The following is a 17,862-nucleotide window of genomic DNA, read 5'->3' on the forward strand; positions in this document are numbered from 1 at the left end:
CTTTTGTTCATGATTTCACATTGTTTAATTTACAATGTAACAATTAAGGTTTTTTAAATCAATTTTTTAATTTTCTTATTATGAAAAAATTATTACTTTATTTAGTATTGTTAACTCCTTTATTTTCTTTTTCTCAAGTATTTAGAGAATGGACTGGTTCAGGAAACAATTGGAGTACCACTTCAAACTGGACTTCTGGTGGGATTACTTATGCCCAATTAGAATGGAAAGGGAATGGATTAGCCACAAGTAACAATGATGCTGGTAATCCATTTAGTGCTTGGAGACTTTTTTTTACAGGTGCAAAATCGTATACGATTACTGGTAATCCTGTGAGTCTATTTGATTTTAGTACTAATAATAGTTGGGTGTTGAGTCAGTCTACTGTAGCTCAAACTATAAATAACACAGTAAATTTTTATGATGCTGGGTCAAGAACATCCTGGATAACCACTCAAAATTCAGGAAGCCTTACTTTTGGAGGGGCTATAGATATAGGTGGTGGAGTTACTGCTCTAAGAATTGCAGGAAGTAATACAAGCGGTACAATCACCATTAATGGAAATATAACTGGAACTAGTAAACCCATTGATATTGGAACTGATGAATTAGGAAATGTTCAAACTAATACACGTGTGTTTTTTAATGGAACGAATTCGTATTCAGGTCCTACAACCATTTATGGAGGGACTTTGTCTATTTCAAATAATGCAGCATTAGGGACGGCAGGTTTAAATGTCGGGAATGGAGCGAATACCTCCACTTTCGCAGTGACTGGAACTACAACAAGAACACAAAATATTAATATTATTGATAATTCCTCTGCGGGTGTTATTGATGTTTCTTCTGGACAATCATTTACCTTAAGTGGAAATTTAACAGGAGGTGCTAATAATGGTACAAAATACGGAAAAGATGGATCAGGAACGTTAGTGGTTAATGGTTCATCTAATACTTATAATGGACAAATACAAATTGGAAACGGAACTGTTAGAGTTCAAACTGGTTTAGGAACAAATACTTCTACCAGCAACCGAGGGGTAGATTTGGGATTAAACGTTGGTGATGTTGCAACAACGAATAATGTTAATTTACAAGCCATAAATGGAGTAACTGTTGGTCATTCTATTTATGTTGCTCCTAATACAAGTGGAGCCACTAGAACAATAAGTTTATCTGGATCAGGAAGCTGTACATTTAATAATGAAATTTATTTAGGTGGTAATGTAACTTTTGATGGTGGTTCTGGAACCCTAAACTTAACAGGAAATATTATTAATACAAGTGGTGTAATCGTTAATGGTGGAACAGTTGTTTATTCTGGTAATAATAAAACTTACACTGGAGCAACCAATGTTACAGCAGGAACACTAAGTGTCGTAAAATCAGGTTATACTGCTACAATTACTACTTCTGGTTTGAGTGTTGCATTTAGCCCTGCTCCTGCTAGAGGTAACTACACTATTTTACCTGGAGCTCTTAGCAGTGCCTCTACTTTATCAACTACTGGTTTAGGAGCTGGTCAAACAGCAAGTTTTAATGCTTCAACAGGAGTATTAACGGTAAATGATACACCAACAGTTTCTTTAGTTAGTAACGATGCTGATAATACATTTTGTTTAGGAACTAGCGTAACTTTTACTGCTACCGCTGCTAATGTTGGAGGAGGGACAGTTTCTTATAATTTTAAAGTAAATGGAAGTTCTGTACAAAGTTCTTCATCAAATGTTTATACAACAACAGGAATAACTAATGGACAAGCAGTAACAGTTGACATTACGGTTACTGGAGGAACGTTTTTATCCTCAACTACAGCTACTAGCAATTCTATTTCAAATACGGTTCAATCACCTCCAGCTAGTGCAGGAAGTAATGGTACCTTAACAATCTGTTCTACTACTACTTTAACCACAGGATTGTTGTTTGGAGCCTTAACCGGTTCACCAGCAATAGGAGGAACATGGTCACCAGCTCCAGCAGGTGCGGGAACGTATACTTATACTCAAGCAGCTATTTCACCATGTTCAGGTAATAATACCGCAACAGTAGTGGTAACGGTTCAACCAGCACCAGCCAGTGCAGGAACTAATGGAACTTTAACGGTTTGCGCAGGAACTACTCCTAGTAATGCACAATTGTTTGCTGCTTTAGGAGGTTCGCCAGCAGCAGGAGGTACTTGGTCAAACGTTGGATTGGTTTATACTTATACTCAAGCTGCCACTTCACCATGTACTGTTAATAATACAGCTACCGTAACTGTTACTGAACAAGCCTTACCAGCAAGTGCAGGAAGTAATGGTACCTTAACAATCTGTTCTACTACTCCTTTGACCACAGGATTGTTGTTTAGTGCCTTAACTGGTTCACCAGCAGCAGGAGGAACTTGGTCACCAGCTTTGGCAGGTGCAGGAACTTATACTTATACTCAAGCGGCCACTTCGCCATGTACTGTTAATAATACAGCTACAGTAGTTGTTACGGTTCAACCAGCACCAGCAAGTGCAGGGACAAATGGAACTTTAACTGTTTGTGCAGGTACAACACCAAGTAATGCACAATTATTTGCTGCTTTAGGAGGTTCGCCAGCAGCAGGAGGAACTTGGTCTAATATAGGATTGGTTTATACTTATACACAAACTGCTATTTCACCTTGTGCTGTTAATAATACAGCTACAGTAACTGTTACTGAACAAGCCTTACCAGCAAGTGCAGGAAGTAATGGTACATTAACGATCTGTTCTACTACTCCTTTGACTACAGGATTGTTGTTTGGAGCTTTAACAGGTTCACCAGCGGCAGGAGGAACTTGGTCACCAGCTTTGTCAGGTGCAGGAACCTATACTTATACTCAAGCTGCTACTTCACCATGTACCGTTGATAATACAGCTACAGTTGTGGTTACGGTTCAACCAGCACCAGCCAGTGCAGGAAGTAACGGTACTTTAACTATTTGTTCTACGACTACTTTAACTACAGGATTGTTGTTTGGAGCCTTAGGTGGTTCTCCAGCAGCAGGCGGGACTTGGTCACCAGCACCAGCAGGGGCAGGAACGTATACATATACACAAGCAGCTACATCACCATGTAGTGCTGATAATACAGCTACAGTAGTGGTTACCGTTCAGCCAACACCAGCTAGTGCAGGAAGTAACGGAACATTATCTATTTGTTCTACGACTACTTTAACAACAGGATTGTTGTTTGGTGCCTTAACAGGTTCACCAGCAGCAGGAGGAACATGGTCACCAGCTCCAACAGGGGCAGGAACCTATACTTATACACAATCAGCTACTTCACCATGTTCAGTTAATAATACAGCTACAGTAGTAGTATCTGTAGTAAGTGCTCTAACATGGTATCAAGATTTAGATGGTGATGGTTATGGTAATTCAGCGGTTAGTCAAGTAACTTGTTCTAATCTTGCTCCAGCTTATAGTCTTTTAGGTGGAGATTGTAATGATGCTGTGGCCACTATTAATCCAGGAGTAACAGAGATTTGTTATAACAATATTGATGATAATTGTAGTGGAGCAATGTCTGAAGGATGTGCGCCAGTAGTTGTAAATATGACAGCTTCATACAACAATACCACATTATTATCATTGTCAACAGCCATTCCAGCAGTAGGATATACTTATCCAGGAACTTCGAATATTAAATATCGTTTTTCTATCACTAATGTAACTACTAATGTTACCTCGTCAGATATTATTCAAGCCTCACGTTATGTAACTATTCCAGCATCACTTCATGTATATGGTGCTACCTATACTATTAAAGTATCAGCAGTGATTAATGACGAAGTTGTTCCGTTCTACGGAAATACTATAACAGTAACTGGACCAACCGTTCAATTGATTACTTTGAGTTCAGCAAGTTGTGGCGCTACATTAGCTAGTTTATCTTCTACAATTTCAGCTAATGGCGGATTGAATGCTACAGGGTATACTTTCCGTATTCGATTGACAAGTGATAGTGGACCAACACCGACGTATGGTTTCTCTTCTTCAGCCACTCGTTTTGTGGGAGCTAACACATTTGCTGGTTTCCCATTACAGTATAATACAAGTTATCAAGTAGCTGTAAAATATACTTACAATGATCCAGTAACTAGTTTACCAGTAGAAGCGCCTTATGGAGCTGAATGTACAGTTTCAACGCCATCGATTCCATTAATTGGATTGGCAGCACCAACTTGTGGTTCACAAGTAGCTACAATGAATGCAGGTATTACAGCGAGTCCAGCAGCTTATGCTACAGGATACCGTTTCCGTATTCGATTGACAAGTGATAATGGGCCAACGCCGACGTATTACTATTCCTTACCAAATGCTAGTAGATTCTCATCATTAGTAGCATTCCAAGGCATTACGTTAGCCTACAATACGCAATATTCTATCGCGGTAGAGTATAGTATATTGAACAACAGTGTAACACAATGGTCAGGATTTGGTTCAGAATGTATCGTTCAAACCCCATTCTTCCCAACTACATCGTTAGTGCCATCACAATGTGGATTGGCTACACCAACGTCGTTAACCCAACAGTTGAACATTACACCTTACCCAGGTTTCCCTAACTATAAAGTTAAGTTAGATGAAATTAGTGGAGAGTCTATTACCAATTCACAAGAAATCGTGATTACTTATTCTAACTTTAGATTAAATCAATTCTCGATTGCACAGTTAGGTAAAAACTACAACGTATCGGTAGCTATTAAATTAAATGGAGTGTTTGGAGATTATTCAACAGCTTGTGATTTATTCACAGCTGCTCCATCAAGAACAGTTAAATTGCCATTTAAAGCTTCGGCCTATCCAAATCCATTTGCCAATAACTTTATGTTAGATGTTACCACTTCAAGTAAATCAGTTGTAGGCGTAAAAGTGTACGATATGGTTGGAAGATTGATAGAACAACGTGAAGTTAGCGTAACGGATTTAGAGAATGCTACTATCGGAGACAGATATCCATCAGGTGTTTACAACGTGGTTGTATCACAAGAGGATAGTATTGAAACCGTAAGGGTAGTTAAGAGATAAGTTATATACTTTAAATAAATGCAAAAGACCTTAGAGCAATCGAGGGTCTTTTTTTGTTTTAGCTATTTTTATTTTGTAAGAAATAAACATACTTGATAAAAAAAAATATCGATAAAGTGCGCATAGAAACGATAAAATGCATGTGTTTTATAGGTTAACAATTAGTTAATATTTATTTGAATTTTTTACAATTTTTATCTATATTTTTGTGTTAGTCAAATACATAAATTTTTAATATCATGGTAAAAAAGTACGTTAAGCTTCTCGAGTCTTTATTTGTTATTTCGCGCCAAGAAGTAAAAGCAAATAGAGGAATTCTTCCTAATTTTTTAATCCTATTCTTCTTGATGGTATGGAATGTGAGTTTGGGACAGTTATTTCAACAACAATTTGCAACAGCATTAGCAACAACTAGTTCAGTGCAAACTACGGGAACCTATTTTGCAGCTTCTCCAACAAATGCTCAATTTACTGGGTTTACTTCTTCTGGTGCGGGTTCAACAATTACTGTGGGTAGTAATAAATTAACTCTTGCTAGAACAGCAAATGCATGGGGTATAGTGAGGGGGGCTTCATTTGGAGCACCAACTTCCTTAATGATAAGATTTGATTATGCTAACTCTGCTTCTAGTGGTGCATCTACTAGTGCAGTGGTATTTGCAGTTGGAGGAGGGACTACCGCTAGTTCAAATAACACCACATTAACTAATGCCGATCTTCATACAAGATTAGCATTTAACTGTACTGCTAATGCAGGTGAATTTGTTGTTAGAGATATTGCTGGATCAACAAATGGTGCTACTACTTTTTCAGGTACTCAAACCGTTTTATTTGTAATTAATAATAGTGGGGCAACATTAAATTATAAAGCTCCAAATGGTAGTGAAGAATCTGTTGCTAATGATAAATTTGATGTATGGGTAGGGACTAGCAAACAATTAGATGAAAAATCTGCAACAACTGCTACACAAGCTCTTAATTTTTTTAAATGTATAAATTCATCAGGGGTAAATACTGTTAATTTTAGTAATATGTTGATGGATCCAATTCCAGCGACCACTACCACTACTGCGGCTACTCTTGTTAATGGAAATGGTTTTACAGCAAATTGGACTACCGTAGCTGGGGTAACAGGTTATCGTTTAGATGTAGCGACTGACGCTGCTTTTACCTCTATGGTTTCAGGATTTAACGATTTATACGTTTCGGGTCAAGCAACAAGTTCAAAACTTGTAACAGGTTTGAGTGGAGGTACGTCTTATTGGTATAGAGTTAGAGCAGTTTCTCAATATACTGTTGGCGAATTCGCGAGTGGTAATTCAAATGCTCAGAATCCATCTACTACAGGTTCAAGCCCAGTTCTTGCTATATCAATACCAGGAACACCTAGCACTTTTAGCTCAGTATGTACAAATTCAGGTACTAGTTCGGTAACCTATAGAATTACAAATTCAGGTCCTGTTGCGGCGGCTGGAGTTCAAGTAGCAATAAGTGGTACTAATTCTACTGATTTTAGTATTAGTGGTTTTACTCAAAATTCAACTATTGCTGCTAGCGGAACTGCTGACTACACTATAACATTTGACCCTTCAGCAAGCGGATCTAGAACAGCTACAGCAACGGTAACAAGTACTACTAGTGGAAGTAATACACCAACAAGTAGTTTGTCAGGTACAGGTATTGCATCTGTAACACAAACTGCTACTACCAATAGTCCTACTACATTTGCTGGAACTACGGCAACTTTAAGTGGTAGTTATGGGCTAGGGGTTTGTCCAAGTTCTACAACTAGAGGTTTTGTATATTCTAAAACTTCTGATGATGCGGATCCATTGCAAGGAGGAACGTTTGTAACAACAACTTCTACATCGGCTTCTGCTGGTACTTTTACATTACCAGTTACTGGCTTGTCTTATGGTACACAATATTCTTATAAAGCCTATATATATGATGGAACTACGTACACTTATGGAAGTATAGTTCAATTTACCACTACACCAGCGCCACCAGTTAATGATGCTTGTGCCACTGCCACTGTTTTAAGTATTGGAACTACTAACTCTGGAGGAACTTTTGCAAGTGCAACTCCTGATTATGGAACTAGTAGAGATGTATGGTATTCCTTTACACCATCTTGTTCAGGGACGCATACTATAGCTATCAACTTCCCTGGAGATAATTCTGAAAATATTGACTTTGAAGTTTATGCTTCAACTTGTCCTTCTTCTACAGCCGGAAGATTAACTTTATTTGGTGGAGATGGTCCAGGTAATGTTCCAATTGCGAACAGCACCAATGGAGGTGATGAAACAGCTGATTTTAATACCGCTGTTTCAGGAAATACGTATTATATTAGAGTTATTGATGTTAGTGATGCAGCTACTACTTTTGATATTACTGTAAGTACTTCAGTTACTCCAGAAATTGTTCTTGCTAATACAGGAACACCTGCAGCATCCAATATAGCTTCTGGAACAAATAATGCTGTATTATATGGATTTACTTTAACACCATCAAGTTGTAGCGCAAGTTATACTTTCTCGGCAGCGAGTATTGCTACAAGTGGTACAGCAACAACTTCTGATTTATCCAACTTCAGATTAATTGTTGATTCTTCTAATTTTGGGGTAGCCGATGCAGGTGAAATTTCAGCAGCCATTGGTTCTGCTAGTTTTACTAATGGAAATCCATTATCGTTTACTTCTTTAGTACAAACTTTAACCGGAGGTTCAGCAAAACGTTATTTGTTAATTGCTGATGTTAATTCAGGGGCTACTAACGCAAGAACATTTACAGCATCCTTAGCGAATACTGATATCACAGCTAGTCAAACCATAACAGGTTCTGCAGCAGGAAATCAACAAACAATTACTGCTACTTCCGTTACTATTGCTGATAATGGAACACAAGTTGCAGCGGGTAATATCTTAAGAGGAACCAATACAACAGTAATCAGTAAAGCGAAATTTACTGTGTCTGGAGGTACAGCTAGTATAACTCAAATTGATTTTGTTACAGCAGGATCGGCTGGAGCTTATGTGTCATCTGATATTACTACTAACGGTTTTAGATTATGGAGAACAAGTTCTTCTACTTTTGATACTAATACTCCAATAGCTTCCTTCTCTTCTAGTAAAGCTACAGCAACTAGTAATGAGACAATTTCTTTTACAACCTCAGAAAGTTTATCAGTAGGAGATTATTACTATTGGTTAACCGTTGATGTTTCTAATACAGCTATATCTTCCCGTACAATTACTATAAATGGATTAACTAATACTTCAATTACTTCAGTAGGGAATAGTATCACAGGAACTACTAGTGCTTCGGGTGCTCAAACGATTGTTGCGCCAAATTTAAGTGCTGGAACAATTGCAGCGTTTGGAACCGCTTGTATTAATTCTACTTCAAGTGCTAATTCATTTACTTTATCAGGAAGTACTCTTGATGGAAGTACTATAACCATAGGGCCTCTATCAGGATTTGTTTTTGATGCTGGAAGTGGGTATGGAGCTACAGCAACAATTAGTGGTTACGGAAGTACTATTGCTACAACAATTAATGTAAAATTTGCTCCAACACTTGTACAATCTTATGGAGGTACAGGTAGTAATGGAATTCCAGTTAGTGGCGGTAATGCTCCTACAGTATATGTAGATGCTAGCGGAACTGGGATAAATGTTACTGCGGTAGTAACATCTTCAGCAGCAACATCATTAAATAATACCATAGCCACATTAAACGGAAACGTAGGAACACTTGCTATCTGCCCTGCGGCTACTACTCAAAAAGGGTTTGTTTATTCAGTGACCGCTACTAATAGCGATCCAATAAATGGTGGAACAGGAGTAACTACTTCAAGTGTTTCAGGATTGACTACAGGAAATTATTTACTTAATTTAACAGGTTTAACACCTGCAACTGGATATACTTTTAAAGCTTACCTTTTTGACGGAACGACCTACACTTATGGTGCTGCAACTACTTTTTCAACACTTACACCTGCTGACCACCTTACTTTTGTTGGTGTACCTTCAACAGGAAGTACTGGAACTAATTTAACATCGTTTACAGTAGAAGCTCGTAGACCAAATGGTTCAGTTGATGACACTTATACTTCTAATATTGTTTTAACCAAAGCAACTGGTTCTGGAACATTATCAGGAACTACTACCAAAGCAGCTGTTGCAGGAGTAGCTACTTTTAATGATATACAACTTTCTGCAGCTGGGTCTTATACACTATTTGCTGATTCAGGTATTTTGCCTCAAGTTACTAGTAGCGCTATTGCTATTGCTCAGACAGCTTCTGCTACTTGGCTTTTAACCGCCAATGCTAATGCTACTACTGTGGGTAATGTTTCAGGAGGTACTCAAACAGGAGGCACAGGAATTGGTACTATGAGTTACACTACAAATGGTGTTTCGTCAAATAGTTGGGGTACAGCTGGTTTAGATGCCAATGATTACTATCAATTCACCATTAGTCCAACATCAGGAAATGATTTAGTGGTTTCAAGTATTGCTACTACAAATAACCTTTCTTCTACAACAGCAACAGGTGAAGTATATTATTCTTTTAGTCCATCCTTTACATCGCCAGTTTCTGCCGGAGCTTCTTTTGCTATAGGAACTGGAGCAGTTACCACTACTTTTTCTGGACTATCAATTTCGGTACCTAATACTCAAACTTTGTATGTTAGAGTGTTTATATACAAAGGGTCTGGTAATACTCTTGGTTCTGGACAAACAGTACGTTGTAAAAACGTTACTATAACGGGATCAACTACTGCTACTATTTTTGCACCTACAGTTACTACAACTACAGCTTCTGCAATAACAACATCTGGAGCTACTTCTGGTGGTAATGTTACTTCTGATGGAGGCGCTTCAGTTAGTGCCAGAGGAGTAGCTTACGGTACAAGTACCGCTCCAACCACAGGAACTTCTGATGGAATAGGAACAGGAACTTTCGCTAGTACACTATCTGGTTTGTCAATCAATACAAAATATTTCTATCGTGCTTATGCTACCAATACTATTGGTACAAATTATGGTAGTGAAAGCAATTTCTACACTTTGGCCAATGTGCCAGGTTTACCTGTAGTAAATAATGCTAATTATACTTCTTTAGACATATCATTAGATGGATCTTCTACTAATAGCAATCCATCTATTACTGAATTTGCTATTCAGGAAACAAGCACTAGTAATTATGTTCAAGCTAATGGAACACTAGGCGCTAGTCCAGTATGGAAAACTGCTGCTACTTGGGCAACTATTACAGTTTCTCCTTTAGCTTCTTCAACCACTTATACTTTCCGCTTAAAAGCACGTAATGGTGACAATGTTGAAACTGCTTTTGGAACTGGACTTGGAGGTACAACACTTACTCCAATAGTGGCTACATTAAGTGCTGGAACGCTTAATCCTTTTGGTAGTGTTTGTATCAATACAACGACAGCTGCTAATTCATTTACTTTATCAGGAACGACTCTCGATGGAAGTACTGTAACTATTGGTCCTTTGGCTGGATTTACTTTTGATGCAGGAAGTGGATACGGAGCTACTGCAACCATAAGTGGTTATGGAACTACTATATCAACAACTATTAATGTTAAATTTACACCAACTGCTGTTCAATCATATGGAGGAACAGGTATAAATGGAATTCCAGTAAGTGGAGGAAATGCAACTACAGTTTATGTAGACGCCAGTGGAACAGGTATAAATACACCACCTACAGTTACTTCAGGAAATCCAAGTGGCATCACTTCAGTAGCTGCTATTCTTGCAGGAAATATTACGGTTGCGGGATGTTCTGCTATAAGTTCTTACGGAATCGAATACAGTACTTCTGCTGGATTTAGTAACGGAGCTGGAACTCAAGTAACAGGAACAGGATATACTACAGGACCTTTTACAGCTTCTGTTTCAGGTTTAACACCTAACACTACTTATTACTATCATGCTTATGTTGTAAATGGGTTTGGTTCATTTTATAGTGCTGAGGCTTCATTCTTAACAAGTGGACTTGCGGCACCAGTAGCTAATGCTGCTTCTTCGGTAACTTCTAATAGTTTTGTTGCCAATTGGACTGCTGTTACAGGAGCTTCAAGCTATAGACTAGATGTTAGTACATCATCTACTTTTAGTGTTATTACTAATGCTACAGATTTGTTTATTTCAGAGTATGTAGAAGGTTCAAGTAACAATAAATATATTGAAATCTACAATGGAACAGGTACTTCGGTTAATTTATCCGATTATAGATTAAGATCTTATACTAATGGAGCAACTACTCCAGGTAATGATGTACTTTTAAGTGGTACTCTTGCCAATGGAAGTACTATAGTTTATAAAAACGCTTCAGCTACAGTATATGCAGGTGCTTCGACATCAAATGGTGCTCTTAATTACAATGGAAATGACGCCGTGGCTTTATTTAAAATTTCAACCAATGCCAATGTGGATATTTTTGGAAGAATAGGAGAAGATCCAGGAGCAGGTGGTTGGACCGCTACTGGTGGCTTTGCTACCACTGATAAAACCTTAGTAAGAAAAGCAACTGTAATAGGAGGAGTAACTACTAATCCATCATCAGGATTCCCAACTTTGGCTACAGAGTGGACAGTGTCTAATATTGATGTAGTAACAAATCTTGGTTCGCATACGTTTACTAATCCTGTTGTTCCTTCTTTTGTTTCTGGTTATAATGATTTAACCGTTAATGCTACTTCACAGGCAGTAACTGGATTAACGCCAAGCACTACCTATTATTATCGTGCTCGTGCTTTTGCAGCAACAAGTACCTCTGCTAATTCAAACGTAATAAATGTTACTACTTTAGCCAATCCTTCAGTTACTATTTCAGGAGCAGCCTCTAGATGTTCTACTGATTCTGCTGTTACATGGACAGCAATACCAGGAACGGGAGGGGTAGCACCTTATTCTTATTCATGGGATACTGTTCCAGTTCAAACGGGTGCAACTGCTTCTATTACTAATGCAGGTACTTACACTGTTACGATTACGGATAGTAATAACGTTACAGCTACTGCTTCTAAAACATTCACTGTGAATACAGCAGCTAATGCAGGAAGCAATGGTTCGATTACTTTATGTTCTACTAGTTCAGCAGTAAACTTATTTAGTTCATTAGGAGGCACTCCCGATGCTTCAGGAACTTGGTCTGGCCCTTCTACATTATCAGGAGGCAACTTAGGAACATTTACTCCAGGAACAAGTATAGCAGGAACTTATACTTATACTGTAGCAGGAACTGCACCTTGTGCTAATGCTACAGCTACAGTAGTGGTTACTGTTCAATCAGCCCCAGCAAGTGCGGGGACAAATGGAACTTTATCCGTTTGTGCTGGTACAACACCAAGTAATGCACAATTATTTGCTGCCTTAGGAGGTTCACCAGCAGCAGGAGGAACTTGGTCAAATGTTGGATTAGTTTATACATATACTCAAACGGCTATTTCACCTTGTGCTGTTAATAATACAGCTACAGTAACAGTTACCGAACAAGCTTTACCCGCTAGTGCAGGAAGTAATGGTACTTTGACTATCTGTTCTACTACTACTTTAACAACAGGATTGTTGTTTGGTGCCTTAACAGGTTCGCCAGCAACAGGCGGTACTTGGTCACCAGCTCCATCTGGGGCAGGAACTTATACCTATACACAATCAGCTACTTCACCATGTACAGTTGATAACACAGCCACAGTAGTAGTATCTGTAGTAAGTGCTCTAACATGGTATCAAGATTTAGATGGTGATGGTTATGGTAATTCAGCGGTTAGTCAAGTAACTTGTTCTAATCTTGCTCCAGCTTATAGTCTTTTAGGTGGAGATTGTAATGATGCTGTTGCCACTATTAACCCAGGAGTGACTGAGATATGTTATAACAACATTGATGATAATTGTAGTGGAGCAATGTCTGAAGGATGTGCGCCAGTAGTTGTAAATATGACAGCTTCATACAACAATACCACATTATTATCATTGTCAACAGCAATTCCAGCAGTAGGATATACTTATCCAGGAACTTCGAATATTAAATATCGTTTTTCTATCACTAATGTAACTACTAATGTAACCTCGTCAGATATTATTCAAGCCTCACGTTATGTAACTATTCCAGCATCACTTCATGTATATGGTGCTACCTATACTATTAAAGTATCAGCAGTGATTAATGACGAAGTTGTTCCGTTCTACGGAAATACTATAACAGTAACTGGACCAACGGTTCAATTGATTACTTTGAGTTCAGCAAGTTGTGGCGCTACATTAGCTAGTTTATCTTCTACAATTTCAGCTAATGGCGGATTGAATGCTACAGGGTATACTTTCCGTATTCGATTGACAAGTGATAGTGGACCAACACCGACGTATGGTTTCTCTTCTTCAGCCACTCGTTTTGTGGGAGCTAACACATTTGCTGGTTTCCCATTACAGTATAATACAAGTTATCAAGTAGCTGTAAAATATACTTACAATGATCCAGTAACTAGTTTACCAGTAGAAGCGCCTTATGGAGCTGAATGTACAGTTTCAACGCCATCGATTCCATTAATTGGATTGGCAGCACCAACTTGTGGTTCGCAAGTAGCTACAATGAATGCAGGTATTACAGCGAGTCCAGCAGCTTATGCTACAGGATACCGTTTCCGTATTCGATTGACAAGTGATAATGGGCCAACGCCGACGTATTACTATTCCTTACCAAATGCTAGTAGATTCTCATCATTAGTAGCATTCCAAGGCATTACGTTAGCCTACAATACGCAATATTCTATCGCGGTAGAGTATAGTATATTGAACAACAGTGTAACACAATGGTCAGGATTTGGTTCAGAATGTATCGTTCAAACCCCATTCTTCCCAACTACATCGTTAGTACCATCACAATGTGGATTGTCAACTGCAACTTCGTTAACCCAACAGTTGAACATTACACCTTACCCAGGTTTCCCTAACTATAAAGTGAAGTTAGATGAAATTAGTGGAGAGTCTATTACCAACTCACAAGAAATCGTGATTACTTATTCTAACTTTAGATTGAATCAATTCTCAATTGCACAGTTAGGTAAAAATTACAATGTATCGGTAGCTATTAAACAGAATGGAGTGTTTGGAGATTATTCAACAGCTTGTGATTTATTCACAGCTGCTCCATCAAGAACAGTTAAATTGCCATTTAAAGCTTCGGCCTATCCAAATCCATTTGCCAATAACTTTATGTTAGATGTTACCACTTCAAGTAAATCAGTTGTAGGCGTAAAAGTGTACGATATGGTTGGAAGGTTAATAGAACAACGTGAGGTTAATGTATCTGATATGGAGAACACCACCATCGGAGACAGATATCCTTCAGGTGTTTACAACGTGGTTGTATCACAAGAGGATAGTGTGGAAATCGTTAGGGTGGTTAAGAGATAAATAACTCTTTAGTATAAATAAGAAAGACCTTCGAGCAATCGAGGGTCTTTTTTTTAGTTAAGGTTTTAAACTAAAAATTATTTTTAAAAGACTTTATTGATTTTCTTCTGATCCAAAATCAAGTTCATCTAAGTCTCTTCTGTCTTTTTTGGTTGGTCTTCCGGTGCCCGTTTTCCGATAGTGTTCTTTTGATAATTTCAATAATTCTAAGTGAGCAAATAATTCGGGGGAAGTATCATCTTTTCTATAGATATCAACTAATTTAGCACCAACTCGATTTTGAGGAATATCTAAAACAGTTATACTATAAGTAATTTGATCTTTACGAAAGGTAACTTTGTCAGTCGGAAAAACTTCTTTTGATGGCTTCGCCACTTGTCCATTAACAGTGATATGATTCTTTTTACAAGCTTCCGTTACCATGTTTCTAGTTTTGTAATACCTAACACACCATAAATATTTATCTACTCTCATTTTTTTTCCAAAATCAACGTTAAATTGTTCACAAAAATAAATCAATATTGTATCTTGCGGGCTTAAAATTCAAACAAAAAATGAATAAATTATCCAAAATCATATTACTTTTTACTATAGCTATGACTATTGTTTCTTGTTCGAAGAGTAGTAGCAGTGAAGAGCCTATTCGCGATTATTCAGAGCAGAATGTAAAAGATATGGCAAGTATTGAAACTTTTATGAAAACTCATTACATGGAAGTTGTTAGTAACCCGGGAGGAACAGATGATCAAGATGTGACTTTTACATTAATTCCAACAGGAGATATAACTCATACTTCTATATGGGATCAAACGACTTACCCAATTTTGACCAGAAATGTAACTGTAACACAAAATTCTGTTGATATTCCATATAAAATTTACTACCTACAGTTGAGACAAGGTTCAGGTGCTACTAGTAAATCACCTTGTAATGTTGATAGAGTATTAACTGCTTACAGAGGAGAGTATATTTATAGCACGACAGATGCTACAACAAATATTACTTCAGTTTTATCAAATCAGTTTGAAGAATTAGTTACTCCTCAAAACTTTTTTAGTTTAACAAGTGTTATTAGAGGTTGGAGTGAGGTATTCCCACAATTTAAAACAGGGAGTTATACTGGAAATTCTGATGGTACAGTTACTTATAATGATTATGGAGCTGGAGTTATGTTTCTACCATCAGGCTTAGCTTATTACTCTAATGCAACGGGTGGTATTCCTGCTTATTCACCACTAATTTTTAGTTTTAAATTATTTGAGATTCAAAGAGCTGATCAAGATGGTGATGGAATTCCTTCATACTTAGAAGATATAGGAACCGATGCAGCACATCCTACTACACCTGATGGTTATATGTTGACTTTAGCTACGGGTGTTGCTAATATTGATGATACCGATGGTGATGAAATCCCAAATTTTTTAGATAATGATGATGATGGAGATTACTTTACGACTAGAAGTGAAACAAGTTATGTAAATCCAACTGATCCAGTACACACTGTTAGATATTATCCTTATGATGGAGCTGCTGTGGATGATCCGTTAACACCTTATGTAGATGAAAGACAAGGGGTTCCAAGAAAGTTCACTGGACCTAATAATGCTTTAGGGTATCCAACATCAAACAATCCTGCAGATTTTACTGATCCAACAAGATTAAGAAGATATTTAGATCCTTCAGCTAAGCCTGTTTTTTCTGACCAATAGTATAAAAAAAAATCCCGCTAGTTTAAGCGGGATTTTTTTTATAGTAACTATTTTCTTTTTATTACTCTTTCTACAGCCTCCACAATAGCTTGATTATTGAGCTTGTATTTTTCCATTAGTTGTTCTGGTGTTCCGCTTTCTCCAAAACTATCTTTAACGGCCACAAATTCTTGAGGACTTGGATTGTTCAAAGCTAAAACTCTAGCAACACTTTCTCCTAGGCCTCCTAAAAAATTATGCTCTTCTGCAGTGACTACACAACCCGTTTTAGCTACCGATTTTAAAATAGCTTCGTCATCCAAAGGTTTGATGGTATGTATATTAATTACTTCAGCCGAAATCCCTTTCGCTTCTAAAGTTTCTGCAGCAATTAAGGCTTCCCAAACTAAATGCCCGGTTGCAATAATAGTTACATCTGTTCCCTCATTAAGCATTATCGCTTTTCCGATAACGAAGGGTTCATCTGCTGGGGTAAAATTTGGAACAACTGGACGACCAAAACGTAAGTAGGCAGGTCCGTGATGATCTGCTAATGCCAATGTAGCGGCTTTAGTTTGATTATAATCACAGGTATTGATTACTGTCATTCCGGGTAGCATTTTCATCAACCCAATGTCTTCTAATATTTGATGTGTGGCACCATCTTCTCCTAAGGTTAACCCAGCATGTGATGCACAAATTTTCACATTTTTATCAGAGTAGGCTACAGATTGACGAATTTGGTCATAGACTCTTCCAGTAGAAAAGTTAGCAAAGGTTCCTGTAAAAGGAATTTTACCTCCAATAGTTAATCCTGCTGCAATCCCAATCATATTTGCTTCTGCAATTCCAATTTGAAAAAATCGCTCTGGATGGTTTTTCTTAAAATCGTCAAACTTTAGCGAGCCTATTAAATCGGCACAAAGCGCTACCACGTTTTCGTTTTTTTGTCCTAATTCGGTCATTCCTGCTCCAAATCCGGAACGGGTATCTTTACTTCCTGTGTTGGTATATTTTTTCATTGTTCTAGTTGTATTTTATGTCTTCAGGTTTAATAGACAAAATGGTATTTATTTTTTTCTTTTGTATAAGTTTAATTTGATTTTTGTCTTTATTGACAGTTTCTGTTGAAATTAGAGATGGAATGTAACCTCTCGGTAAGTCAATAATTTTACACTTTGAGTAATCTTTAAAATAACCATATGCAAAGGATGGTAAAGATTTTGATTCAACAAGTTTCACCATATTTATATATATAGTTTGATAAATTCTTTTCTTTCTTTTATTTGTGAATTCTATAATTTCAAATGATTGGTTCAAACTATCAATTTCATTTTGTTTCACTTGGTATTTTTCAGTTTCAATGGTGCAAGGTGCTTTCTTATACTCTAAGCGTTTTGTATCTATTTCTGAATATAAATATTTAAATTCTATTGAATTATTAATATTCTTTAACGAATAGTGATGAATTATATTATTCTTGTGATCATCAATTTCTCCTTTAAATTCACCTCCATTATTATAACAATAAAACAAATAATCCTCATAAGAGGAATTTAACAAAAACATGTCCGTTTTATTGTTTTTTACTGCATATTCAAGGAAAATATCAAAATAATATTCTTGACAAAAAACGTTTTGACAGAAAAGGAAAACCGTTAAAGTGATAAATTTCCGCAT

At 37.3% G+C, this 17,862-nt stretch carries 6 protein-coding genes; 3 read left to right on the forward strand and 3 right to left on the reverse strand.

The genetic code is table 11. The features are described from left to right. The first annotated feature begins 80 nt into the window (after positions 1 to 80). Complete coding sequence (locus OLM53_RS13860; protein WP_264520817.1) at positions 81 to 5,042, forward strand: MopE-related protein; 4,962 nt, start codon at positions 81 to 83, stop codon at positions 5,040 to 5,042. Positions 5,043 to 5,281: 239 nt separating this feature from the next. Next, complete coding sequence (locus OLM53_RS13865) at positions 5,282 to 14,494, forward strand: lamin tail domain-containing protein (protein WP_264520818.1); 9,213 nt, start codon at positions 5,282 to 5,284, stop codon at positions 14,492 to 14,494. A 93-nt stretch (positions 14,495 to 14,587) separates the two neighbouring features. Here the strand turns inward: OLM53_RS13865 and OLM53_RS13870 are convergent, their stop codons facing one another. Further along, complete coding sequence (locus OLM53_RS13870) at positions 14,588 to 14,968, reverse strand: RNA-binding S4 domain-containing protein (protein WP_264520819.1); 381 nt, start codon at positions 14,966 to 14,968, stop codon at positions 14,588 to 14,590. Positions 14,969 to 15,048: 80 nt separating this feature from the next. Between OLM53_RS13870 and OLM53_RS13875 the strand changes: the two genes are divergently transcribed. Then, positions 15,049 to 16,203 carry an FKBP-type peptidyl-prolyl cis-trans isomerase gene (locus tag OLM53_RS13875; RefSeq protein ID WP_264520820.1) on the forward strand — a complete coding sequence of 385 codons (1,155 nt, stop codon included), beginning with the start codon at positions 15,049 to 15,051 and terminating at the stop codon, positions 16,201 to 16,203. A gap of 47 nt (positions 16,204 to 16,250) precedes the next feature. Here OLM53_RS13875 and OLM53_RS13880 read toward each other — a convergent pair whose 3' ends face one another. Both OLM53_RS13880 and OLM53_RS13885 read right to left on the reverse strand, forming a co-directional pair. Further along, positions 16,251 to 17,204, reverse strand: a complete 954-nt coding sequence (locus OLM53_RS13880) for a transketolase family protein (protein ID WP_264520821.1) — start codon at positions 17,202 to 17,204, stop codon at positions 16,251 to 16,253. A 4-nt stretch (positions 17,205 to 17,208) separates the two neighbouring features. Continuing rightward, entirely contained in the window at positions 17,209 to 17,862 is a 654-nt protein-coding gene (locus tag OLM53_RS13885; RefSeq protein ID WP_264520822.1) for a hypothetical protein, read from the reverse strand.

The organism is Flavobacterium sp. N1994 (genome assembly GCF_025947145.1).
Taxonomy (GTDB): domain Bacteria; phylum Bacteroidota; class Bacteroidia; order Flavobacteriales; family Flavobacteriaceae; genus Flavobacterium.

What these genes read in the sequence shown, in the direction of transcription:
- OLM53_RS13870 (WP_264520819.1), bottom strand. Translation starts at nt 14,968, where the DNA reads ATGAGAGTAGATAAATATTTATGGTGTGTTAGGTATTACAAAACTAGA.
- OLM53_RS13885 (WP_264520822.1), bottom strand. Translation starts at nt 17,862, where the DNA reads ATGCGGAAATTTATCACTTTAACGGTTTTCCTTTTCTGTCAAAACGTT.
- OLM53_RS13875 (WP_264520820.1), top strand. Translation starts at nt 15,049, where the DNA reads ATGAATAAATTATCCAAAATCATATTACTTTTTACTATAGCTATGACT.
- OLM53_RS13880 (WP_264520821.1), bottom strand. Translation starts at nt 17,204, where the DNA reads ATGAAAAAATATACCAACACAGGAAGTAAAGATACCCGTTCCGGATTT.
- OLM53_RS13865 (WP_264520818.1), top strand. Translation starts at nt 5,282, where the DNA reads ATGGTAAAAAAGTACGTTAAGCTTCTCGAGTCTTTATTTGTTATTTCG.
- OLM53_RS13860 (WP_264520817.1), top strand. Translation starts at nt 81, where the DNA reads ATGAAAAAATTATTACTTTATTTAGTATTGTTAACTCCTTTATTTTCT.